The 20,215-nt window shown below is 64.3% G+C and carries 29 protein-coding genes and 1 tRNA gene; 6 read left to right on the top strand and 24 right to left on the bottom strand.

What is annotated here, in order from left to right; translation table 11 throughout:
- Positions 1-2: 2 nt before the first annotated feature.
- The 9 genes from C8J98_RS01625 to C8J98_RS01665 form a co-directional block, all read right to left on the bottom strand.
- Positions 3-1,154: a phosphotransferase gene (locus C8J98_RS01625; protein ID WP_107910275.1), complete on the bottom strand. Its 1,152-nt coding sequence runs from the start codon at positions 1,152-1,154 to the stop codon at positions 3-5.
- 22 nt (positions 1,155-1,176) lie between these two features.
- A complete protein-coding gene (locus tag C8J98_RS01630; protein ID WP_107910277.1) occupies positions 1,177-1,851 on the bottom strand; it encodes a hypothetical protein in 675 nt (224 codons plus the stop codon).
- Positions 1,852-1,965: 114 nt separating this feature from the next.
- Entirely contained in the window at positions 1,966-2,703 is a 738-nt protein-coding gene (locus C8J98_RS01635; RefSeq protein ID WP_107910279.1) for a DNA-binding domain-containing protein, read from the bottom strand.
- Entirely contained in the window at positions 2,700-3,542 is an 843-nt protein-coding gene (locus tag C8J98_RS01640) for a DUF692 domain-containing protein (RefSeq protein ID WP_107910281.1), read from the bottom strand. The genes C8J98_RS01635 and C8J98_RS01640 overlap by 4 nt, the downstream gene beginning before the upstream one ends.
- Before the next feature lie 49 nt (positions 3,543-3,591).
- Complete coding sequence (locus C8J98_RS01645) at positions 3,592-3,861, bottom strand: hypothetical protein (RefSeq protein ID WP_159892425.1); 270 nt, start codon at positions 3,859-3,861, stop codon at positions 3,592-3,594.
- A gap of 89 nt (positions 3,862-3,950) precedes the next feature.
- On the bottom strand, positions 3,951-4,391 hold the full coding sequence (locus C8J98_RS01650; protein ID WP_107910285.1) for a DoxX family protein: 441 nt from the start codon (positions 4,389-4,391) through the stop codon (positions 3,951-3,953).
- A 10-nt stretch (positions 4,392-4,401) separates the two neighbouring features.
- A complete protein-coding gene (locus C8J98_RS01655) occupies positions 4,402-5,133 on the bottom strand; it encodes a DNA-binding domain-containing protein (protein WP_107910287.1) in 732 nt (243 codons plus the stop codon).
- Entirely contained in the window at positions 5,130-5,957 is an 828-nt protein-coding gene (locus C8J98_RS01660; protein WP_107911110.1) for a DUF692 domain-containing protein, read from the bottom strand. The genes C8J98_RS01655 and C8J98_RS01660 overlap by 4 nt, the downstream gene beginning before the upstream one ends.
- A gap of 15 nt (positions 5,958-5,972) precedes the next feature.
- Positions 5,973-6,254 (bottom strand): DUF2282 domain-containing protein, encoded by a 282-nt coding sequence (locus tag C8J98_RS01665; RefSeq protein WP_107910289.1) that lies wholly within the window; start codon positions 6,252-6,254, stop codon positions 5,973-5,975.
- A 206-nt stretch (positions 6,255-6,460) separates the two neighbouring features.
- Here C8J98_RS01665 and C8J98_RS01670 point away from each other — a divergent pair, with 206 nt between their 5' ends.
- From C8J98_RS01670 to C8J98_RS01680, 3 genes are all read left to right on the top strand, one after another.
- Positions 6,461-7,078, top strand: a complete 618-nt coding sequence (locus tag C8J98_RS01670; protein WP_199229775.1) for a sigma-70 family RNA polymerase sigma factor — start codon at positions 6,461-6,463, stop codon at positions 7,076-7,078.
- A complete protein-coding gene (locus C8J98_RS01675) occupies positions 7,075-7,716 on the top strand; it encodes a DUF1109 domain-containing protein (protein ID WP_107910293.1) in 642 nt (213 codons plus the stop codon). Before C8J98_RS01670 ends, C8J98_RS01675 begins: the two co-directional genes overlap by 4 nt.
- 121 nt (positions 7,717-7,837) lie before the next feature.
- Entirely contained in the window at positions 7,838-8,779 is a 942-nt protein-coding gene (locus tag C8J98_RS01680; RefSeq protein WP_107910295.1) for an MASE1 domain-containing protein, read from the top strand.
- 49 nt (positions 8,780-8,828) lie between these two features.
- On the opposite strand, the gene C8J98_RS01685 is transcribed toward C8J98_RS01680, so the two are convergent.
- The 10 genes from C8J98_RS01685 to C8J98_RS01730 form a co-directional block, all read right to left on the bottom strand.
- Positions 8,829-9,278, bottom strand: a complete 450-nt coding sequence (locus tag C8J98_RS01685) for a hypothetical protein (protein WP_107910297.1) — start codon at positions 9,276-9,278, stop codon at positions 8,829-8,831.
- A 152-nt stretch (positions 9,279-9,430) separates the two neighbouring features.
- Positions 9,431-9,742, bottom strand: a complete 312-nt coding sequence (locus C8J98_RS01690; protein WP_107910299.1) for a hypothetical protein — start codon at positions 9,740-9,742, stop codon at positions 9,431-9,433.
- Complete coding sequence (locus C8J98_RS01695; protein ID WP_107910301.1) at positions 9,739-10,062, bottom strand: hypothetical protein; 324 nt, start codon at positions 10,060-10,062, stop codon at positions 9,739-9,741. Before C8J98_RS01695 ends, C8J98_RS01690 begins: the two co-directional genes overlap by 4 nt.
- Positions 10,063-10,066: 4 nt before the next feature.
- Positions 10,067-10,480: a hypothetical protein gene (locus C8J98_RS01700; RefSeq protein WP_107910303.1), complete on the bottom strand. Its 414-nt coding sequence runs from the start codon at positions 10,478-10,480 to the stop codon at positions 10,067-10,069.
- A gap of 197 nt (positions 10,481-10,677) precedes the next feature.
- Positions 10,678-10,992, bottom strand: a complete 315-nt coding sequence (locus C8J98_RS01705; RefSeq protein WP_107910305.1) for a hypothetical protein — start codon at positions 10,990-10,992, stop codon at positions 10,678-10,680.
- A 9-nt stretch (positions 10,993-11,001) separates the two neighbouring features.
- Complete coding sequence (locus C8J98_RS01710; protein WP_107910307.1) at positions 11,002-11,262, bottom strand: hypothetical protein; 261 nt, start codon at positions 11,260-11,262, stop codon at positions 11,002-11,004.
- A 64-nt stretch (positions 11,263-11,326) separates the two neighbouring features.
- Entirely contained in the window at positions 11,327-11,941 is a 615-nt protein-coding gene (locus C8J98_RS01715) for a DUF2589 domain-containing protein (protein WP_107910309.1), read from the bottom strand.
- 69 nt (positions 11,942-12,010) lie between these two features.
- The gene (locus C8J98_RS01720; RefSeq protein WP_107910311.1) at positions 12,011-12,541 is read right to left on the bottom strand and encodes a DUF2589 domain-containing protein; all 531 of its coding nucleotides are present in this window, start codon (positions 12,539-12,541) and stop codon (positions 12,011-12,013) included.
- Between the two features lie 15 nt (positions 12,542-12,556).
- Positions 12,557-13,099 (bottom strand): N-acetylmuramidase, encoded by a 543-nt coding sequence (locus tag C8J98_RS01725; protein ID WP_107910313.1) that lies wholly within the window; start codon positions 13,097-13,099, stop codon positions 12,557-12,559.
- Positions 13,100-13,217: 118 nt separating this feature from the next.
- The gene (locus C8J98_RS01730; protein WP_158272563.1) at positions 13,218-13,856 is read right to left on the bottom strand and encodes a response regulator transcription factor; all 639 of its coding nucleotides are present in this window, start codon (positions 13,854-13,856) and stop codon (positions 13,218-13,220) included.
- A 317-nt stretch (positions 13,857-14,173) separates the two neighbouring features.
- Between C8J98_RS01730 and C8J98_RS01735 the strand changes: the two genes are divergently transcribed.
- Positions 14,174-15,496 (top strand): winged helix-turn-helix domain-containing protein, encoded by a 1,323-nt coding sequence (locus C8J98_RS01735; RefSeq protein ID WP_158272564.1) that lies wholly within the window; start codon positions 14,174-14,176, stop codon positions 15,494-15,496.
- 86 nt (positions 15,497-15,582) lie between these two features.
- On the opposite strand, the gene C8J98_RS01740 is transcribed toward C8J98_RS01735, so the two are convergent.
- From C8J98_RS01740 to rplM, 3 genes are all read right to left on the bottom strand, one after another.
- A tRNA-Gln gene (locus C8J98_RS01740) sits at positions 15,583-15,656 on the bottom strand.
- A 57-nt stretch (positions 15,657-15,713) separates the two neighbouring features.
- Positions 15,714-16,106 carry a 30S ribosomal protein S9 gene (gene rpsI / locus C8J98_RS01745; RefSeq protein WP_036138010.1) on the bottom strand — a complete coding sequence of 131 codons (393 nt, stop codon included), beginning with the start codon at positions 16,104-16,106 and terminating at the stop codon, positions 15,714-15,716.
- 9 nt (positions 16,107-16,115) lie between these two features.
- Positions 16,116-16,544, bottom strand: coding sequence for a 50S ribosomal protein L13 (gene rplM / locus C8J98_RS01750; RefSeq protein ID WP_046966859.1), 429 nt, complete (start codon positions 16,542-16,544; stop codon positions 16,116-16,118).
- 265 nt (positions 16,545-16,809) lie between these two features.
- Between rplM and coq7 the strand changes: the two genes are divergently transcribed.
- Positions 16,810-17,451: a 2-polyprenyl-3-methyl-6-methoxy-1,4-benzoquinone monooxygenase gene (gene coq7, locus C8J98_RS01755; RefSeq protein ID WP_107910319.1), complete on the top strand. Its 642-nt coding sequence runs from the start codon at positions 16,810-16,812 to the stop codon at positions 17,449-17,451.
- Positions 17,452-17,499: 48 nt separating this feature from the next.
- Here coq7 and C8J98_RS01760 read toward each other — a convergent pair whose 3' ends face one another.
- Complete coding sequence (locus tag C8J98_RS01760; RefSeq protein WP_107910321.1) at positions 17,500-18,378, bottom strand: aldo/keto reductase family oxidoreductase; 879 nt, start codon at positions 18,376-18,378, stop codon at positions 17,500-17,502.
- Between the two features lie 131 nt (positions 18,379-18,509).
- On the opposite strand from C8J98_RS01760, the gene C8J98_RS01765 reads away from it, so the two are divergent.
- Positions 18,510-19,394 carry a LysR family transcriptional regulator gene (locus C8J98_RS01765; protein ID WP_199229797.1) on the top strand — a complete coding sequence of 295 codons (885 nt, stop codon included), beginning with the start codon at positions 18,510-18,512 and terminating at the stop codon, positions 19,392-19,394.
- 29 nt (positions 19,395-19,423) lie between these two features.
- Here the strand turns inward: C8J98_RS01765 and speD are convergent, their stop codons facing one another.
- Complete coding sequence (gene speD, locus C8J98_RS01770) at positions 19,424-20,209, bottom strand: adenosylmethionine decarboxylase (RefSeq protein ID WP_036109987.1); 786 nt, start codon at positions 20,207-20,209, stop codon at positions 19,424-19,426.
- Positions 20,210-20,215: the final 6 nt, after the last annotated feature.

Genomic DNA, 20,215 nt, shown 5'->3' on the forward strand with positions numbered 1-20,215 from the left:
CGCTATTGAACCACGAATTGCCGGCCCGCGTGGCGGATCGCGTCCTGCAGGGCCTGTCCATGCGGGCCGGTAAACCAGGCGGCGTGGCCGAGCAGGAAGGTGTGGTAAGCCACATCGGCGTGGTCGCGACGCCGCGTCACGCCTTCGAAGTACTCGATCTCGGACAAGGCAAAATCAAGATGAACGATCGGCAGGAGGTCGGCCAACAGGGCCAGGTCATCCGTCGCCAGCGGGCAGATACCTCGGTAACCGTCGATCAGCGCGAGCGCGAGGTCGGCACGACCGATATCACCTCGCGTGATATCGAGCCACGCGATCGCGTTGCGCTCGATCGCCGTGGCCAGGTCGAAAAGCGCGAACGTCTCCGCGGAGAGGCCCAGGTCGAGGACATCGGTAATTCGCGCGTCGTCACTCGCGTCGCTCCAGCACAGGTTCGACACATGCCAGTCGCCGTGGGTCCACAACCGCGACTGCCGGGAAATGCCTTCGACGGCACGTCCGTGCCACGGTGCCAGGGCCCCGGCGATGTCCGTGCGCCAGTCACGCTCACGCAGATAGGCTTCCAGCGCGGGACGGGACGGAAGTCCCGCGTCGATGGCGCCAATCGGGTCCGGCGATGACAATATCTCGGCGCGCGCAACCAGGATGTGCGTGGAACGTTGTGGCGCCCGGTAATCCCGCGCCGCCATGTGCGACCGCGCCAGCATCGCACCCGCGGCGCGCGCATGGGCGACGCCACCGATCGGCGACCACGAAAACGCATCGCGATACACGTCGGCACCGAGTGCCGGCTTGTGCACTTCATACACCCACTCGCCGATCGCGACCGCCGACTCGCCGTCGATGTCCTGAAACACATGCGGTACCGGTATTCCGCGTTTCCGCAGATGGGCAGCGAAGCGGTGCTCCTCGGCAAGTGTCGAGGCGGAGCGCACGCTCCGATGGTGACGCTTCACGAATACGTCGCCCGTCGCCGTTTGTACGAGTGCGGCAGCCGATAACGGCCTGGGGCTACGCCAGCGCAACGCCTCAACGGTGCCACGGACGGGATAACGGCGCAGGAGCACGTCTACCTCGGTCAGGGTAAGCGGCGGCCAGTCGGGCGGCAGTTCGTCTCCCGCGAGACCGTGGGTGAGGTGGGCGTCGTCGTTCATCGGCTCAGTCTACCGGGTGCATTCAGAAGGCGAGGTTCAGACCGATCGTGGCCCAGTGAGATGCCGGCAAGGCATGCTCACGCTCGCGACCCGCGACGAGGTCGACGCTATTACCCTCGTCCTTGCCGAAGTAGAAACGTACGCCTGCCTGTGTCGCCTGGGAGAGGCGCGCCGTCCATAGCCGTTCGGCGAGCAGGGCGACCTGTTTGGTCACGGCGAATTCGAAGCCGACACCGGCCAGGCGTCGCCATGCGCCCTGCTCCGCGCGGGTCATGCCGAGGTTCACGTTCGCGATCAGGCGACGCTCGTCGTCGATACCGAAGTTGCTCGCGGCGTAGACGTTGCTATTGACCCGATGACCGTTCTGCAGCGTCGTATCCGTGGCGACAGCAAGGCCGATGCCGGCATCGTCACCGTCTCGGAGCTGCCATTTGATCGAAGGGTTCTGCAGGTTGTGTCCCGGATGGGACTGACCACCGAGGCCAAGGCCGAACTCCACCGGGCCAACGCCACAGGCAGGCACCGACCACGCGGCGTGAGTGCCACCACGAAACACCTGCAGCCAGCTTTCCAGCTGGCAACGACCGGGTGTCGCGGTGGATGCATCGTCGACCAGGTAGCTGCCGCCGGACGCCATCGATGGCGACACGAAAACAACGAGGATCGCGCCAAGGGCGAGGATGAAAACGTTGCGCATATGGCTTACCTCCCTGCCGGACGGTGCGGCTGGGATCACGGGAGGGGATGAGTTGTGCGGATTGTCGGCGTGCGCGCCCGTGGGGTCAACCTTTAGAGGCGCCGCCAGCGTGCTCTATCCCTGGCGCAGCCGCAGAAGCAGACCATCGCCCACCCACGCGCGGAGCAACGTCCCTGCCTCGGCTGCTACCGAGCCGGGGCCGTGCCACCGACCGAGCAGTTGGCAGATCTCGCCGAACGTGGCGCCCGTCAGTGCCAGGTCGAGGCAATCACACTCATGGGCCTCCATGCTGGCGAATTGCGGCGAGAGCCCCCTGCGCCAGACGCGGACGCCGCCCATGGCCTTGAGCTCCACGGAAGCCGGCGGCATGGTCTCTTCCGCAAGCGCCTTCCAGATAGCCACGGCATTGCTGCGCATACGGCGGAACCGGACGCTCGGAACGAAAACGAACTCGATACGTTCCCAATCGTCGGCGACCAGCGCGGTCGCATCGATCGCCTGGGCATCAGCGCCGCCGAACACCTGGTGCAGCGCGCCGTCCAGCCATGCGAGCTCGCTGACGTCGGGGTCCTTCGGGTAGGCCGCCTCGAGCATGTCCGGAAAGGCGTGACCGTAAGCATCTATCGTCCACGAAGATGGCGCGTGCGCGTCGACATAGCGTTCCGCCTGGATGTCGAACGTTTCGTCACCGAGCCAGAGCCGGGTCTTCGCATGGATGTCGCGCAACGTGGTGACGAGCTGGCCGCGGTAATTGTTCGCATAAACACGCATGCCACGCGTGTCGAAGTCCCCGGGTTCACGGGTGCCGCACACCGAGGCGGCGAAACGGCGCTGCAGCTCGTCGAGGTTCATGCGGCCCGGCGTGTCGCGGACGTGGCGATCTCACGGGCCCGCTGCAATTCGGCGAGGAGCTCGCCCAGCGGCGGAATGTGATCGTCGCGCTCGATCATGGTGGCGACGTGGCCGAGTCGCGAAGCGAATCGCGCATAGAGCTGCCAGACCGGATCCGGCACCGGCGCGTCGTGCGTGTCGATCAACATGTCGCGGCCCTGGCTGTGTCCGGCCAGGTGCACCTGGCGAACACGTTCCAGTGGCAAGCCGTCCAGCCAGTCGTCGGGACTGAGGCCGTGATTCGTCGCGCTCACGTAGATATTGTTGACATCCAGAAGCAGGTAGCACCCCGTGCGCTCGCACAACGCCGACAGGAAGGCCGCCTCGGTCATCATCGAGTCCGCGAAGGCAAGGTACGTGGAGGGGTTTTCGAGCACCAGCGCGCGACCGAGAACGTCCTGAGCTATCGCTACATTCGCTGCCAGGGTATCGAGCGCTTCTTCCGTATAGGGCAGCGGAAGCAGGTCGTGCGAGTTGAAGCCGTCGACGCCCGTCCAGCTGACGTGGTCGGAGATCCACAGCGGATCGACCCGACGCGCCAGTGCACGCAGACGGCGGAGATAGTCGATATCGACCTCGTCCACCGAGCCAAGGTTCATCGACACGCCGTGCAAGGCGACGCGGTAACGCTCGCGAACGCGATCGATGATGTCGAGCGGACGCCCGCCGTCGACCATGAAGTTCTCGGAAATCACTTCGACGAAGTCGACCGGCTGCTGCGTCGCGATGAAGTCGGCGTAGTGCGGGACGCGCAGTCCCAGACCGAAGCCGTGGAACGCTGGCAGCGACTGGGAAGGCATGACGTACTCCGGCAGGAGCCCGGTCGCCATGGCGACCGGGCGAGGTAAATTACTGCGCCGGCGGGGTGGTGCTGCCACCCTGGGCCGAGCATTCCTTCATCGAAACCGCCTTGAAACCCTGGCCCTTGCAGTCGTTCTGGCCCTTGCACGCGTGGTTACCGGACTTGCAGTCCGAGGTGCCTTTACAGCTGTTGATGCCGTAGCAATGCACGGTCTTGCCGGCGGCCGGCTCGGCGGCCTGGGCCGGGGCGGAGATCGCCGCGGCGGACACGGCGAAGATGGCGGCGGCAGCGGCGATGCTATGAGTGGCGGTATGCATGTTCATTCTCCGGGAGGGAAAGTTTGCCGGTGTGGCATGAACTGATTCGTCCTGCCCACGGCGTTGGTTACACGAGAGGCAAAACTATTTCAACGCAGGCCGATCACGTGATCGGCCGACACCCGGCCACCGCCTCGTGCGATGAGATACAGCAGGATAGCCGCCCATGACAGGTGAGTGGGCCACGCATCGGGATAGACGAAGATCTCGATGATCGTGGTCATGCCAAGCAGGACGAAGGCGGAGAGTCGTGTCGCCAGGCCGAGCACGAGCAACATCGGCACGAAGGTCTCGACATACGCCGACATGTGCGCGGCAATCTCCGGCGGAATGAGCGGAAGCTTGTACTCGGTCTCGAACAGCTGATACGTACCGTCGGTGATCGTGAGGAAACCTTCGACCTTGGTTCGACCCGACTGAAAGAAGATCGCGGCGATGGAGAGCCGCGCGACCAGGGCGAGGAACGAATGGCCAAGGAGTGCACCGATGCGATCGGCAAGGGCATTCCATCGGGAGGTGAGCGATTCCATGGTGGATCCTTCAGGTAGCGAATGCGCCAGCCTGTAGCAGGCTGGCCAGGAGGAGGTCGATGCGTGTGTCGGGGTGCGTTTCCAGGGTCGAAAGCGCGGCGTCGGCCAACGAAGCGCCCTCGGTGCTGGCCTGGAAAAGGCGCCATGCCGCTGCGTCCACCGGTGTGACGCTCACCTCGTGATCGATGCGTGTGACGATGGCGAACTCCGCTCGCCAGACCAGATCGGCACTGACTGCCATTCCGTTCCGGCTTGCTTGCCAGATCGATACGGCGGGCAGCGACGAGGCGAACGTGCGCGCCGCCGGATGACGATGCAGCCTGAGCGCGCCGAGGGCGTCGGGTCCCAGCGAGGCGATCATCGACGCGTCCAGAACGTCGGCATCGGCAGCGACGAAGCCCTCCGTCCACAGGCGGTCAAGACGTGCGACGTCGGCCAGGTACGGCAGCTCGGACGCTGGCGGAAATGCGCCGAGGAATCCCGCGAAATCATCGCCATAGGTGGTCAGGCGTGGGTCGCGCGGTGGGGACTCGGTGACGTGGATGGCGGCGGCAGCGCGGAACCACTCACGCCCGACCAGGCAAACGACGGCGGGATAGTTCGCCTCCAGGGCATCGAGGCAGGCGCGCATGGCCGTGTTGCGATAGATCGCGAAGGCGGCTTGGTGTGCAGGCTTGAAGTCAGCCGCGTCTCCGTAGAGCGCATTCGTGAAGTCGTTCTGGAAACATGCGAGGCGGTTCATGCGGTCAAGCCTTCGCTATTGAGCAAGGCGTGGGCGCGCTCCCTCTCGGCAAGCAGGGTTGTGAAGGACGGTACATCACCATCGCGTTCGATCAACGTCGGTCGGACGCCAGCACGCGACAGCACGTGACGGTAGAGCGACCACACCGGGTCGGCGACGGGTGCATCGTGCGAGTCGATGAGCAGCGCGGTGCCGGTGTCATCGGGGGCGTGACCGGCGAGGTGGATCTCCGTGACCGCATGAAGCGGAAAGGTATCCAGGTAGACGAGAGGATCCTCACCGAGGTTATGCGTACTGACGTACACGTTGTTGACGTCCAGCAGCAATCCACAACCGCTGCGACGGACGAGCTCGCCGAGGAAATCCGTCTCGCTCCACTCGTGCCCTTCCAGCACCAGGTAGTGAGAGGGGTTCTCCAGCGATATCCGCCGCCCAAGGCGCTCCTGGGCATGGACGACATTGCGTACAAGCTGAGCGAGCGCCTCGTGCGTCCGCGGAAACGGCAGGAGGTCAGGCACATAGCGTCCCGCCCAGCTCGACCAGGCCATGTGCTCGGACACGAGCACCGGATCGACCCGGTCGATGAGGCGGCGCAGACGCTGTAACTGTGCGGCGTTCGGCAGCGCCGCGGCGGCCAGTGACAGCGATACGCCATGCAGGGAGAGTGGAAAGCGTCCCGCCAACGCATCGAGCATCGCCAGCCGCGGGCCACCATCCACCATGTAGTTCTCGGGGTGCACTTCCAGCCACAACGCATCCGACGTGCCGCTCATGGCTGCGTCGAAGTGCTGCGGCTTGAAGCCGATGCCAGCGGCGGGCGACATGCTCATCACGCCTGTTCAGCCGACCTTGGTCAACGAGCCGTTGCCCTTGGGCGTCTGGATCGCGGTGCAGGTGCCGGCCGGGACGTTCTTCCACGCGTTCTTCTGGTAATCGGCCTTGGCCGTACCGGCGCAGGTCGTGCCCGGGCCAGCGGCGCAATCGTTCTGGCCTGCCTTGGCGACGCCCCAGCATTTCTCGACGGCGGGCTTCTTCGCATCTTTCTGCGCATCGGCATGGGCGACACCAGCGACCAGGGCGGCAACGGTGAACGCGAGGGAGGCAACGTGACGATGGTTCATGGGAACTCCTTTCGGGGAGGGACGGACACGATGTCCGGCTTCACGAATGAATTCGCCACCGTGGGCGGATGGGTTACAACGCTTGTCGGCTTTTCTTTCTTTCGCGCGTTGTAACCAAACCTCCCGCACGAACGAACTAGGCGTACATGGCCCCCATGACGGCATCGCAAGGCTCGACTCAAGGCTCTTGCGATAGCGAGCCGGGCATGGCTATATCCCTGTCCATGGACAGCTCAGCAACGACAGCAACATTCCCCACGGATCGGGTGACTGACGGACTTTCGGCCACGGAGATCGAACTTCGCGGCTGCTTTGTCCTCGGCCTGGGCGGCAATGCCGCCCAGTACCGGCTTTTTCTCGACGGTCTCGGTTCCCACCTGCGCGCTTACCTGCGCCGTCGCCTGCCCCGCGCGCAGGCCGACGTCGAAGACATACTCCAGGAGACACTGCTCGCCGTGCACAATGCGCGACACACTTACCGCGACGACCAGCCGCTTACTGCATGGGTGCATGCGATCGCGCGCTATAAGCTCATGGACTTCTTTCGCGCCCATTCACGGCGCGAAGCACTACACGAGCCCTTCGAGGACGACGGCAGCCTTTTCGTCGACTCCGATGTCGAACCCGCCGATGCGCGCCGCGATGTCGGTCGCCTGCTCGAAGCACTCCCCGACCGCCACCGTCTGCCGATCGTCTTCGTGAAATTGCAGGGCCTTTCCGTGGCCGAGGCCGCGCAGCGCTGCGGCATTTCGGAGTCGGCCGTGAAAGTGGGCGTGCATCGCGGCCTCAAGGCGCTGGCTGCGCGTATACGGGGCGGCGTATGAAGACAAACGATTTCATCGGCATGTTGGCGAACCAGACGCCGTCGGTAGACCGCCGTGCGCCGGCCCGTCGTTTCGCCCTGGCGCTCCTGCTCGGTCTCGTCGCGGCGATGCTGTTGATGGCAGCGGGCCTGGGGCTGCGCCCGGATCTCACCCAGGTGGTCCATCTGCCGATGTTCTGGCTGCGCCTGACCCTTCCCGTAGGTATCGCTTCGGCGGCGATGTGGCTCACCTTGCGGCTGTCCCGCCCGGGTGTTCGCATCGGCGCCCGCTGGGCGGGCCTGGCCGCACCTGTCGTGGTCGCCTGGGCCGGTATGGCCGTCGTGCTGGCGCGGGCGTCCACCGACTCGCGCGTGGCACTGGTGCTGGGCCATACGTGGCGTGTCTGCCCCATCCTCATCGCGCTGCTGTCCATGCCCGCCTTCGCGGCCATGCTCTGGGCCGTTCGCGGCATGGCACCGGTGCGGCCGCGCGTTACCGGTGCGGCCGTGGGCTTGCTCGCGGGCGCCACCGCTACCGTGGCTTACTGCCTGCATTGCCCGGAGATGTCGCCGGCGTTCTGGTCCACGTGGTATCTGCTCGGCATGACTATCCCGGCAACCGTGGGTGCCCTGATCGGCCCTCGCGTGCTTCGCTGGTAGGCCGCAGCCTCACCCTCGCGATTCGCGTGCGGAATCGGCAAATCTCGTTTGCAGCCCTGTATTTGATGGCGGTGCGGCCGCTAACCCTTCAAACTAGGTGTATCGGCGCAGAGGGGCGACCATGGGCTCAATCAGCAGGGATCCGGCAATCTGGGGACGCTATCTAGCTGTCGCCGGGGCTTATGCCGCCTGCTATGAGCTCACGCGCAACGTATCCTTCTCGCATTGGATGCTCCCCGCCGGCCTGCGCCTGGCCTGCCTCTTTCTCGTCCCGCGACGCTACTGGCTCGCCCTGGCCGTCGGTGAAACGCTCCCCATCGCCGAGATGGCCGCCCTGCATGCCTCGGCATTCGGCGTGCTCTGGGCCGTTATCGTGTCGTTCCCGCCGATCGCACTGATGATGCCGGCCGTGGCCTGGATGCGTAAGCACTTTGGCCTGTTCCGTGAAGACGGCCAGATCCACATGGGCATGATCATGGTGGCAACCATCGTCTGCGCCGTGATCAACGGTATCGCCAACGGCGCCGCTCTGGCCAATGTGTCCATGGGCGATGGCTCGGAAGCGCCCGGGGTCACCATTCCCCTGTTCCTCGCGTGGTTCCTGGGTGCCTATCTCGGTGCCCTGACCCTCACCCCGATGATCCTCGCCTTGCGCGAGCGCCTGGCCCTGCAGCCCGGCGGCGTGGTGACACTGAAGGCCGTGTGGCATAGCCGTCTCACGCGCGACGCACTGTTCATCGCTATCCCGACCCTCGCCTTGCTGATGGTCGCCGCTTCACAGCTGGATGGCACGGCACTGCAATGCGTGCGGGTGGCCATGGCCCTTCCTGTCGTCGTGCTTACCCTGCGTCAAGGCTGGCACGGCAGCGCCATCGGCGGCATGCTGGCTAGCATCGCCCTGGCTTCGACCTCCTTCGAGCTCCGCGACCCGGCCATGATCCAGGCACAGGTCGTCCTGGCCTTCGCCATCTCCACGTCCCTGTTGTTCGGGGTCAGGGTGGCGCGTCGCCTCGCAGCGAGCCATCCGCTGGTCGCGCACGCCGGCTCGCACCACCACGGTTGAGGCTGCGCCGCGGGGAGAGCGCCGGGCAATGCCCGGCGCCCGGTGTCCCTCAGGGCCCGTGCGAACTGCATTCCGCCGGGTTCTTGCAGTCGCCGATCATCAGGTTGATCTGCATCGTGCCATCGGGCTGCGGGGCGACGAACACGTGTGTCGAGGTATCCGAATACACCGTCTCACCGGTGGTCACGGCCGGCGGGGGCAGTGGCTCGTCCGGCGTGGCCAGCCGGCTCGCGTCGGAACCGATGGGCAGGCCGACCGCCTTGTAGGCGGTGATGGCGAACGCGCCACGCACGGCACCACTGGCGTCGTTCACCTGGATGTAGCGCGTGCCGCCACGGGTAAATACGTAGACGTGATAGTTCAAACTGGAGCTGACGTCACCCACGGCGCTGGTAGATGCTTGTCCCAGACCGGAGAAGGCGCTCTGTGCATGCACGGCGGTCACGCCCAGCGGCAACGCCAGGAGGGATGAGAGCAGGAAACGGGTCGAAGTACGCATGTCGGAATTCCCATGGCAGGTTGGCTAGCCCGCGCGAGGATCGCGCCGGACCGGTAGCTCGACCCTGGGCCGTCCAGGGCCGGGCTGCCCATGGTCGATACCTGCACTTTCCCTCATCGGTCGGGGTGCGGCGGGCACCCTGCCGAATCCGCTCATTCCTGGGGTCGCCGACCCGTGGTCCCCGGGTTTTTGCGGGCGGCATAGCTCCAGCGCATGAGCATGGCGGCGGCACCGAGGTTCAGGGCCGCCTCACTGGGCCAGACAAAGGCATGCGAGAGAAGGCCCGTGCTGGTGCCTGCCACCGCTTCCGACACACCGACCACATTGACTACCGCTCCGCATGCCAAAAGCGTCATGCAGAGCCGCTCCAGGCGCGGCTGCGTCGCATCGGTCACCTGCCACAGCGCGGTAGCTGCGATCAGGGACGAACAGACGAGATTGAACCAGGTCATCATCACGATCATTTACCGATACCTCGAAGAAAGCGTCCTACGACGCGCTTGGTTGCCTTTTCGACATGGGTTTCGATCACACCCTGCACGATCATCGTGAGGTTCAGCCCGAAACAGCCGATAAGGATCGCCACGGCCGCCTGGATCTCGGGGTCGGAATCGCTCACGTAACGCTTGCCGATCGCGGGCGCCAGGAATACGGCGAGTACCGTGCCGCATATGACCCTGACGACAGCGCGGCCTCGCGAACTATCCGATAACGCGACGGGAATCACCGCTCCACCGACAGCGGCCAGGAGCAGCCATAGGCGATCGATCAGGGTGGGATCCATGGCGCTACTCCTTCGTGCTGTCGGCCCGCTTGAGCACACCGGCCCAGCGTGACTCCGCACGCTGGAACGCCATAGCGATCGATCGCGGAGCAGGCGTATTGACCATCAGTTCACCCGGGTACAGGCGCGCACAAAAGCCGCCGCCGTTAGTCGATGGATGGAAGCGGTAGAAGCTGCTGCCATCGGCATCGCGCAGATGGTCCGCGACGATCTTGCAGTTGGCTGGTTCGCCAAAGTGTAGTGACGCTCGTTGTCGATCGATGGTTGCATCGAGACGGACAGTATTCTGGATCGACGCGGTGACGACCCCACGCCAATGGCCGTCGTGCGAAGGCGCATCTTCTGCGGCGCACGGTGTGGCCAACACACCCAGCGTCAACGCAGGCACGAAGGATCCCAGCAAGACAGTACGTAACATGGAAATCTCCGGTCAGGAAACAACAAGAAGCAAGACGAACGTCGCAATGCGTACTGACGTGAACACCACGGCGCCGCGCGCCGGTAACAACCATCGACTCGACCCGCGGGGCGGGAGTTCGAGGTAAGTCAGCAGAATCGCCTCCCACTCGGCGGAAACGTGAAGCTCGCTGAGTGAGCGGGGATAACGGGCGACGCTCACGCACACCCTCGAAGGTCGATAAAACGGCCGTCGATTTCCAGGCAGGGTTGCCAGTTCGAGGCGGCGAGGCAGACGAGTCTCAACTGATGCACGGGCCGGCGATCCAGCCAGGCAAAGCGCGGCCGCCCGAGAAGCATGACCAGTTCGCGCCGGCGACGCGCGACACGGCGATACCGCAGGCGGAAGTCGAAGGCCATGGATAGTTCGGCAAGGCGAGGCCCGGCGTGGTCCCGGCGTCTGAGGGAATGGTCGGCGTCACGCAGCGCACGGGTGACGGCATCCAGAAGCTGGTCGAGCGAGGTATGAACCATGACCTGCTCCTACGCTGCCGGCAGCCAGGCGGGCTTTCGCGGAAAGCCTACGTGATAGCAGATCCATTGCAGGACCACCTGATGCTCGCCGATCTGGAGAACCTTGAAGCTCTTCTCCATGCCGATGATGGAGCCCTTGGGGGACTCGGTGAAGCAACGATTGAGCATGTCGCTGGCTTCCTCGACCTGTTGCTCGGAACGCATCTGGTTCGGATCGTCCGTGCCGACGACGATGCGCTTGACGAACTTGACTTCCGTAAGATCGAACATGAGTTCACTCCTTTGAAAAAGCCGCGGCACCCGGGGGAGGGGAATGGGGTGCCGCGACCATCCGTTACGCCGCTGCGGCGGTCGGCACGGCCGTGACCTTACGCGGGGCGCACGCGGACTGCATGATGTCCATGACGCGGGCAAGGCCTTCCGGCATACCCTTGTCTTCCGCGTGAATAGCGACGTGGTACCTCGCGGAGTTATCGGACTGGCGGGTGTTCTCCTTGGCCGAAGCCACCGAGCCGGCCACCTTGACGTTTGCCCTGAACAAACCGAACTTCATCGACATGTTCGCGTCGTAAGCATGCGAGCTGTTGCTAGATTCCTTCTCGGTGACCGTCGATTTCACTTCCATGTCGAAGGTGATATCAACCGTACTGATCGCCAGGTTCGGCACCTTTACGATCGAAAGCAGCGGTACGTCGATCTCGACTTCTTCGTCGGAGATGCTCCCGTCCGGATTTTCGACGGGACGCTTGAACTTGAACGATGCCGTGCGGGTGTCACCGATACCGTCCGCGCTTTCGGCGTCGGGCAGGAAGCCGACGACCTTGATGAAGTCGGCGGTGGCCTGGGCCAGTTTGATCTGTCCATCGCATGCCGCGCTGAGCGGTGCACCGATGAGGTCACCCATCGGAAGACCCTGGAACTGGCTGGACATACTCACGAGTTCTGCCATGTCGTAACTCCTTTACTGTTGGCAAGACACGACGCACGGGATGCGCGGCGTGGTTCGACCGGTATCGCCTCAGCTCTCCGGCCTGAACGTCTGGAAGACCCCTTGGGTCTGCGCTAAATGGGCCATGAGACGGGCCATCCCGTCACTGGGCTCGCTACCTTCCACGCGCATCACGACGCGAACCGAGCCCGCCTTGCGGCCGCCGCTGGCCGCGGTCGTGTCCAGCTGAAGCACCGGACGTGTTGCCTCGCGAGGCAACTCCCAGCCAGGCCGCGCGTCCATCGATGCGGTCACAGCGGGAGCCGCCGCTGGCTCGACGAGATGTCCCAGGTCGGCGTCGAAACTGATCTCGACGTCCTTGATCCGCAGAAGGTTCGTCGAGACCAGGGGCAGCAGCGGCGCCCTGTACAGGTCTTCGTCCTCGACCTTCGCATCCGGCTGCATGGACGGCATGCGGATGACGACACTTTTCGGGCGGTTGTCCTCGTCGAAGTACTCGCTGAGGTAAGCCATCTGTCGTCGCTCGATGCGATCCTGCGCATCGATCACGGCACCGGCCATTGCCTCGATGAGACCGGGAAGCGGTGTATCTGCAGCCACGTATCATGTCCTTCTTCAAGGCGAAATGTAGGCAAAGGATTCGGTGCGCCGCAGCCATCCGGCAAGGAAGCACTGCAACGAAGGGCGCCGTTTCGCCAGGCCGCGGTAGTAGTCGACGCGTCGCGTCTTGAACATGGCGTGTATCCGGGCGGCGTCGCAGGCGTTGACCACGCGCAGGGTGCGCGATCCGATCACTCCGTCGATGGCCAGTGCTGGCCGGGTGCCATGCTCGTTGAGCACCATCTGCAGCAACCGCGACGACGTGGCGCCCGCGTTGACCTGGAAGTCGCACACCAGGCTGGCCAGGGATTGTGAGGCGATGTCGTCACCGCGAATGGCGTCCCAATAAAGCGCCTTGTAGATAATGCCGACCTGTTCGTCGGTCAGATCGCGCAGAAGGCCCATGCTGGGGGGGAGCCCGAGCAACGCACGCGAACACTGTGACAGCGTGCCGAGCGTGATTCCTTTGTTGGTAGCGCCACCCGGGTCGGCAGGGTGGTTGACGTATCCACCCTCGTGCTTGAGGAGGATAGGAAAGAACCGGGAGAAGTCAGCCATCCGTGTGTGCTCTGCATCGGCGAACTCCGCGCCGTTGGGTGAAACTATCCGCTCATGCGGGCGCGTGCGGTATCGGTCGCGCACTGATTCGTTTCGGGTTGCGAACCTATTCGCTCGCTTAGTCGTCCACATCGACGAGCCCCTCGCGGACCGCGTAGCGTGTCAGCTGGGCAATGCCACGGATGCCGAGCTTGGCCATCACGTGATCGCGATGGGTACCGACCGTCTTCATGCTGAGGTGAAGGCGGTCGGCGATTTCGCGCGTCGCGAGCCCTTCGGCATACAGCCGCGCCACCTCCCTCTCGCGATTGCTCAGTTCATCGCCGCTGGCGCCCGGGTGGACGGGACGACCGCGAAAGCTGTTGACCAGGACATGCGCGACGTCGGGACTGACGTAGGACCCCGAATGCATCACGCCGTCGATGGCACGTGCAAGTACGTCGAACGTATTTCGCTTGGCGACATAGCCGTGGGCACCGGCGTCGAAGGCGGCCCTGACCCAATGAGCCTGCTCCCGCGCGGACAGGCAAAGCATCCGCGTACCCGGCGAGTCCCTGGCGATGCGTCGCGCGACTTCGAGCCCCGACATGCCGGCGACGGCCGTGTCGAAGATCAGCAGATCGGGGCGCTCGTCCTGACCCATACGCACGCATTCCTGCCCGTCACCCGTGCTCCCGACGATATCCACGCCCTCGTGTGTCTGCAGCACGGCCGCCACCGCATCGCGCAGGACGGCCTGCTGATCGGCGAGAACCACGGTAGTGCGGGCACCGGCGCCTCTGTCACTGGCCCGGAAGGCCTGTGACAAAATGTGCCCGGCCTCAGGGCCAGGGAAAGGATGTCCATTCATGTGTGCTGTCCAGGTGGAAGATGCCGTAGAGCCTTGTCGGAAAGGCGCCCGGGTGTCCTTCCGGAAACCTTACGGCGGGCCTTCTTCCCACAGACCAAGGACTTAGCGCGGCACAGTCCGGCCTGGCCGCGGCATGCATCATCGCCATGAGGCCCCCCTTCTTCACGTTCGGCGACTGGACGGTGCGTCCCGGACAGCGCGTCATCGAGCGCCCGGAAGAGCGCATGTCGCTCGAACCGAAACTGATGGATGTCCTGGTCGCACTGGCGTTGCGGGCACCCGAAGTGCTCTCGACCGATGAGTTACTCACCACCTGCTGGGCCGGCCATTTCTACGGGGATAATCCGGTGCACAAAGCCATTGCCCAGTTGCGTCGCGCGCTGGGCGATGACGCACGCGCGCCCCGCTACATTGCGACAATTCGCAAACGCGGTTACCAGGTAACGGCGTCGGTCGCTTTTCCGGACGGCCGTTCCGCGGTCAAACTGCCACTTCTTGCGGCATCCGCGCCGCCCTATCCAGGCGGCCCGGCCTTCGATTTCCTGGAGGCGCCGTTGTTCTTCGGACGCAGGCGATGCGCTTCGGAAGGTCTTAAGCGCCTCAAGGGAGCGCATAGCCAAGGCTACGCGTTCCTCCTCGTATACGGTCCACCGGTGAGCGGCAAGACATCGCTCGTATGTGCCGGCGTTGCCCCACCGCTCCTTAGCCCTGCGGGATACGACGGGTTGCGCGCCCTGGCATTCGCCATGCTCCGCGGCGATCGTGCCGACGGACGTCCCTGGGACGCGCTCGCCACCGCCCTGTGTGCGTGGCATATCGACGGAGAACCGATTTTCGTCGAAAGCGAACACGCGTCTTTGACACGGTCGCTACTCGAAGACCTTAACCTCGTTCTCGGGCGCATCGCTCACCGACTTCACGGGCACGGTGCCGTCCTGATGCTGTTCGTTGACGACCTCGATGTCCTGTTGCGCGAAAGTACGGATGCCACGATGGCGCGTGCCTTTCTCGAGGCAATGTCGACGATGGCGGCGACCGGACAGATCGCGATCGTCGCGACCTGTCAGGATCCCTCCCTGGACGGCCACGTTGCGAACAGTACGGCAATTCCACCTGTCATCTGCCAGGTGATGGCTCCCACACCGGGAGAACTTGCCCTGATGATCCGCCTGCCTGCGCGAATGGCGTGCTTGCGGTTCGAGCAGGACGCCGGCACGGAACAGCTACTGGACGATGTTCTGCTTGAACATGTCCGAATCATGCAGCATCCCCTGCGTGTGCTGCCCTCCCTGCTACGACGGCTATATGACGCAAGGAGCGACGACGGGGTCCTGACTTTCGAGGCCTACCGTCAGGCTTGCACGGACCACGCCCGACAGGATCGAACGCTCGTCGAACAAAGAGCGCGACACCGCACGCTGCGTCGGACATTCGCTGTTCGACTGCATCGTCAATGGAGGGAGCGTTTGCTGAGGACGTTAGCGATACTGGCTGTCAGTGCCTGCTGCCTCGGAGCGGTCTCGGTGGCTTGGGTTACCGCCTGGTAGAAGGCCGGTCGATTCAGCAACGGAATCACCCATTCGTCGTATGCGGGCAAAAAAAAGCCCCTGATTTCTCAGAGGCTTTTTTCGTTTGGCTGGGAGACTAGGATTCGAACCTAGATAGACAGCGTCAGAGGCTGTCGTCCTACCGTTAGACGATCTCCCAATAAACCTTGGCTCGACGCGCTCTGACCTTAGTGCGTCGAACTTTGAAGCGCGATGATTAGCGCTTCGAGAACTGCGTTGCGCGGCGGGCCTTGTGCAGACCGACCTTCTTACGCTCGACTTCGCGGGCGTCGCGGGTCATGAAACCAGCCTTGCGCAGCGGCGACTTCAGCGCTTCGTCGTATTCGACGAGGGCGCGGGAGATACCGAGGCGAATGGCGCCGGCCTGACCCGTGATGCCGCCACCGGCGACGGTGACCATGATATCAAACTTGTCGACGTTCTCGGTCAGTTCGAGCGGCTGGCGCACGATCATGCGCGAGGTCTCGCGACCGAAGAACTGGTCGAGCGGCTTGCCGTTGACCACGATGCCACCGGTGCCCTTGCGAAGGAACACGCGGGCGGCGGAGGTCTTGCGGCGGCCGGTACCGTAATTCTGCTGGGTAGCCATGTAAATTCCTTAGATTTCCAGCGCCTGAGGCATCTGCGCGGTGTGCGGGTGCTCGGCGCCGCCGTACACCTTGAGCTTGCGGTACATGGCGCGACCCAGCGGGTTCTTCGGCAGCATGCCCTTGACGGCGATCTCGATCACGCGCTCCGGGTGGGTAGCCAGCAGATCCTTGAGACTCGTGGTCTTCAGGTTGCCGACGTAGCCGGTGAAGCGGTGGTACATCTTGTCGTCCAGCTTGGCACCGGTCACGGCCACCTTCTCAGCGTTGATCACGACGATGTAGTCGCCGGTGTCGACGTGCGGGGTGAACTCGGGCTTGTGCTTGCCGCGGAGGCGACGCGCGACCTCGGTCGAAAGACGACCCAGGGTCTTGTTCGTGGCATCAACCACGAACCAATCGCGCTTGACGCTTTCCGGCTTGGCGGTGAACGTTTTCATTTCAAATACCTGGTTTGCCGCCGTTGAGACGGAACACGGAATCGGTGAAAGCAAAGGCGCGAGAGAATAGCGGACTTTTCCCTCGTCGCGCAAGCCCACCGTGCAGGTGAGCTTCGGGCCGACAATCATAATGGATGACGGGGCCCGTTCACAAGCGGTCCCGGTTCCTGAGCGGCTACCGCGACAAGCGGCCGCAGCGTCTTCATCTGGATTCGGGAGTCGCCCATTATAACCTGCGTCGTATCCGTTCGTAAGGAGTTCCTTCATGACCGTTCGCACCCTGAGCCCTCTCGACCGCCTGCTGAGCGGCCTGGAACGCGCCATGGAAGCCGTGGCAGGCTCGCCCGAGCCCGCGCGCCGCTCTCCCGGTGATGCCGTGCCCGACGCGCCCCTGGACGACGCCGAGCGGCGCCACGCCGCCGGCCTGATGCGGATCAACCACGTCGGCGAGGTCTGTGCGCAGGCCCTCTATGTCGGTCAGGCCGCCCTCGCCCGCACCGACGAAACCCGCGAACACCTGATGCACGCCGCCCAGGAAGAAACCGACCACCTGGCCTGGTGCGCGGAGCGCCTCAGGCAGCTCGACAGCCGCCCCAGCCTGCTCAACCCACTCTGGTACGCCGGCAGTTACGCCATCGGCGTGGCCGCCGCCGCCGTGGGCGACCCGATCAGCCTGGGTTTCGTTGTGGAAACCGAGCGCCAGGTGGAAGCCCATCTTGCCGAGCACCTCGAGCACCTGCCCGCGCAGGATGACCGTAGCCGCGCCATCCTGCGCCAGATGCAGGCCGACGAGATCCGCCATGCCGACGCAGCACAGGCGCGCGGCGGCATCGACCTTCCGTGGCCGCTCCCACAGCTGATGCATGCCGCGTCGGCCGTGATGAAAGCGGTTGCCTACCGGATCTAACGGCAGCCGCCGAAGCCGCCGTGAATGGCGGGCGTACCCAAGGGTCGATCAGGTGGTGCTGTCACTTCCGATGCCATCCAGTTCGGCGAGGGCATCACCGGGCAGCTTCAGGGCGGCAGACGCAAGATTCTCCCGAAGGTGCCCGATCGACGAGGTTCCCGGGATAAGCATGATGTTCGGCGAGCGGTGCAGCAGCCACGCCAGTGCGACTTGCATGGGCGTGGCCTCGAGACGCTCGGCGACACGCGACAAGGTCGAGGACTGCAACGGCGTGAAGCCACCCAAGGGAAAGAAGGGCACGTAGGCCGTACCTTCGCCAGCCAGGTCGTCGATAAGCGTATCGTCGTCGCGGTGCGCCAGGTTGTACTGGTTCTGCACGCACACGACGGCGGCGATCTTCCGGCCCTCCGCAATCTGCGTCGGCGTGACGTTGCTCAGTCCGAGGTGACGGATCAGCCCCTGCTGTTGCAGCTTCGCCAGCACCGAAAATGTCTCCTCGATCGAACCTTCCGCAGGACCGTGCACGTCGAACATGGCGCGCAGGTTCACCACATCGAGCACGTCCTTGCCGAGGTTACGCAGGTTGTCGTGCACCGCACGGGTCAGGTCTTCGGCTGAAAACGCCGGATGCCATTCGCCCTTCGGTCCGCGCACCGCGCCAACCTTGGTCACGATGACGAGGTCGTCCCGATACGGATGCAGCGCCTCGCGGATCAGCTGATTGGTGATGTGCGGACCATAGAAGTCGCTGGTGTCGATGTGGTCGACGCCACTTTCCACCGCTTCGCGCAGGACGGCGAGCGCCGCGTTGCGGTCGCTTGGCGGCCCGAAAACCCCCTTGCCGGCGAGCTGCATGGCGCCGTAGCCAAGCCTTTTGACTGTGTGGTCGCCGAGGGCGAACGTGCCGGATGCGTTGATCTGGGACATGACGGGTCTCCGTGGGTAGACGTGCATCCTAGGCGCTGTGTGCTGCCACGATAACCGTGCACAATCGGGACAGGTCGTGCGCCTTTTCGCACAGTAAAGCCCTTGAGGATCCCATGGCCGACCTCGCAGACCTGAGTGCCTTCGTCGCCGTAGCGCGCGCCCGCGGCTTCCGCGAGGCCGCCCGCCTGAGCGGCGGCAGCGCCTCGGCGCTGAGCGAAGCGGTTCGTCGACTGGAAGCCCAGCTCGGCGTAAGACTGCTCAACCGGACGACCCGTACCGTGGTGCCCACCGAGGTGGGCGAAGGACTGCTCCTGCGACTCGGCCCCGCCCTGACCGAGGTCGATTCGGCCATCGACGTGGTGAACGGCTTCCGCGACCGGCCCGCGGGGACGCTGCGTCTCAATGTGCCGGTCAGCGCGGCCCGCCTGGTCCTGCCGACCATCGTGCCGCCGTTCCTGGCCGCCTACCCCGACATCCGGCTGGACGTGACGACCGAGGAAAGCTTCGTCGACGTCCTTGCGGCCGGCTGCGACGCCGGCATCCGCTACGACGAGCGCCTGGAACAGGACATGATCGCGGTACCCATCGGGCCGCGCGTGCAGCGCTTCGCCGCTGCCGCCTCGCCGGCCTACCTCGCCCGTCATGGACACCCCGAACACCCTCGCGACTTGCTCCACCATGCCTGCCTGCGCGGTCGTTTCCCGAGCGGCAGCATGCCGGCCTGGGAATTCGAGCGGGACGGCGAGGTCGTGGTCGTCGACCCCACCGGCCCGATGATCGTACGTATCGGCGGGGGCACCGATCTGGCGGTCGATGTCGCAGTGGCCGGCACCGGGATCGTCTGCCTGTTCGAAGACTGGCTCCGTCCGTTTTTCGAACGCGGCGACCTCGAGCCCGTGCTCGAATCCTGGTGGCCGAGCTTTTCGGGGCCGCTCCTTTACTACCCCGGCCGGCGACTCGTGCCCGCCCCGCTGCGCGCCTTCATCGACTTCATCAAGGTCAACGCATCGGCATAAAAAAAGCCCCGCTTTCGCGGGGCTTCTCGTCACATCAGGTTGCGGCCGTGGAAGAGTTCCTCGATCTCGCGGCGGAGCAGCGACTCGATGCGCTGGCGCTCCTTGAACGAGAGGTCGTCGGCCTGGGCCTCGAAGAGGTACGTATCGAGGTCGAAGTCCTTGATGTGCATCTTCGTGTGGAAGATGTTTTCCTGGTACACGTTCACGTCGAACATCTCGTACTTCTGACGGATGTGCTTGGCCAGGTAGTCCTGCACCGAGTTGATCTTGTGATCGATGAAGTGCTTCTTGCCCTTGACGTCGCGCGTGAAGCCGCGCACGCGGTAGTCGGCAATGACAATGTCCGACTCGAAGCTGTCGATCAGGTAGTTCAGGGCCTTCAGCGGCGAGATGACGCCGCAGGTGGCGACGTCGATATCGGCACGGAACGTCGCGATGCCATTGTGCGGATGCGTTTCCGGGTAGGTATGGACGGTGATGTGGCTCTTGTCCATGTGCGCCACGACGGCACCGGAGATCGTGTCCCGGCCCAGCTTTTCGACCACCGGCTCCTCGGAAATGAGGATGGTGACCGAAGCGCCCTGCGGATCGTAATCCTGGCGCGCGATGTTCAGGATGTTCGCGCCGATGATCTCGGCCACGTCCGTCAGGATCTGGGTCAGGCGGTCGGCGTCGTACTGCTCATCGATGTACTCGATGTAGTTCTGGCGCTGCTGCTCCGAAACGGCATAGCAGATATCGTAGATATTGAAACTCAGCGCCTTGGTGAGGTTGTTGAAACCTTGCAGGCGAAGGCGGGGAAGCGGTTTGACCACAGCGAC

Source organism: Luteibacter sp. OK325 (assembly GCF_003050935.1).
Lineage (GTDB): Bacteria > Pseudomonadota > Gammaproteobacteria > Xanthomonadales > Rhodanobacteraceae > Luteibacter.

Bases quoted from the DNA above. Each gene is read 5' to 3' on its own strand.
- C8J98_RS01670 (WP_199229775.1), top strand. From the start codon at position 6,461: ATGGCTATATCCCTGTCCATGGACAGCTCAGCAACGACAGCAACATTC.
- C8J98_RS01695 (WP_107910301.1), bottom strand. From the start codon at position 10,062: ATGGATCCCACCCTGATCGATCGCCTATGGCTGCTCCTGGCCGCTGTC.
- C8J98_RS01710 (WP_107910307.1), bottom strand. From the start codon at position 11,262: ATGTTCGATCTTACGGAAGTCAAGTTCGTCAAGCGCATCGTCGTCGGC.
- C8J98_RS01660 (WP_107911110.1), bottom strand. From the start codon at position 5,957: ATGTCGCCCGCCGCTGGCATCGGCTTCAAGCCGCAGCACTTCGACGCA.
- C8J98_RS01705 (WP_107910305.1), bottom strand. From the start codon at position 10,992: ATGGTTCATACCTCGCTCGACCAGCTTCTGGATGCCGTCACCCGTGCG.
- C8J98_RS01735 (WP_158272564.1), top strand. From the start codon at position 14,174: ATGTCGCTCGAACCGAAACTGATGGATGTCCTGGTCGCACTGGCGTTG.
- C8J98_RS01760 (WP_107910321.1), bottom strand. From the start codon at position 18,378: ATGTCCCAGATCAACGCATCCGGCACGTTCGCCCTCGGCGACCACACA.
- C8J98_RS01675 (WP_107910293.1), top strand. From the start codon at position 7,075: ATGAAGACAAACGATTTCATCGGCATGTTGGCGAACCAGACGCCGTCG.
- C8J98_RS01655 (WP_107910287.1), bottom strand. From the start codon at position 5,133: ATGAACCGCCTCGCATGTTTCCAGAACGACTTCACGAATGCGCTCTAC.
- C8J98_RS01700 (WP_107910303.1), bottom strand. From the start codon at position 10,480: ATGTTACGTACTGTCTTGCTGGGATCCTTCGTGCCTGCGTTGACGCTG.
- rpsI (WP_036138010.1), bottom strand. From the start codon at position 16,106: ATGGCTACCCAGCAGAATTACGGTACCGGCCGCCGCAAGACCTCCGCC.
- C8J98_RS01625 (WP_107910275.1), bottom strand. From the start codon at position 1,154: ATGAACGACGACGCCCACCTCACCCACGGTCTCGCGGGAGACGAACTG.
- C8J98_RS01715 (WP_107910309.1), bottom strand. From the start codon at position 11,941: ATGGCAGAACTCGTGAGTATGTCCAGCCAGTTCCAGGGTCTTCCGATG.
- C8J98_RS01635 (WP_107910279.1), bottom strand. From the start codon at position 2,703: ATGAACCTCGACGAGCTGCAGCGCCGTTTCGCCGCCTCGGTGTGCGGC.
- rplM (WP_046966859.1), bottom strand. From the start codon at position 16,544: ATGAAAACGTTCACCGCCAAGCCGGAAAGCGTCAAGCGCGATTGGTTC.
- C8J98_RS01680 (WP_107910295.1), top strand. From the start codon at position 7,838: ATGGGCTCAATCAGCAGGGATCCGGCAATCTGGGGACGCTATCTAGCT.
- C8J98_RS01685 (WP_107910297.1), bottom strand. From the start codon at position 9,278: ATGCGTACTTCGACCCGTTTCCTGCTCTCATCCCTCCTGGCGTTGCCG.
- C8J98_RS01690 (WP_107910299.1), bottom strand. From the start codon at position 9,742: ATGATCGTGATGATGACCTGGTTCAATCTCGTCTGTTCGTCCCTGATC.
- C8J98_RS01645 (WP_159892425.1), bottom strand. From the start codon at position 3,861: ATGCATACCGCCACTCATAGCATCGCCGCTGCCGCCGCCATCTTCGCC.
- C8J98_RS01650 (WP_107910285.1), bottom strand. From the start codon at position 4,391: ATGGAATCGCTCACCTCCCGATGGAATGCCCTTGCCGATCGCATCGGT.
- C8J98_RS01640 (WP_107910281.1), bottom strand. From the start codon at position 3,542: ATGCCTTCCCAGTCGCTGCCAGCGTTCCACGGCTTCGGTCTGGGACTG.
- C8J98_RS01665 (WP_107910289.1), bottom strand. From the start codon at position 6,254: ATGAACCATCGTCACGTTGCCTCCCTCGCGTTCACCGTTGCCGCCCTG.
- coq7 (WP_107910319.1), top strand. From the start codon at position 16,810: ATGACCGTTCGCACCCTGAGCCCTCTCGACCGCCTGCTGAGCGGCCTG.
- C8J98_RS01725 (WP_107910313.1), bottom strand. From the start codon at position 13,099: ATGGCTGACTTCTCCCGGTTCTTTCCTATCCTCCTCAAGCACGAGGGT.
- C8J98_RS01630 (WP_107910277.1), bottom strand. From the start codon at position 1,851: ATGCGCAACGTTTTCATCCTCGCCCTTGGCGCGATCCTCGTTGTTTTC.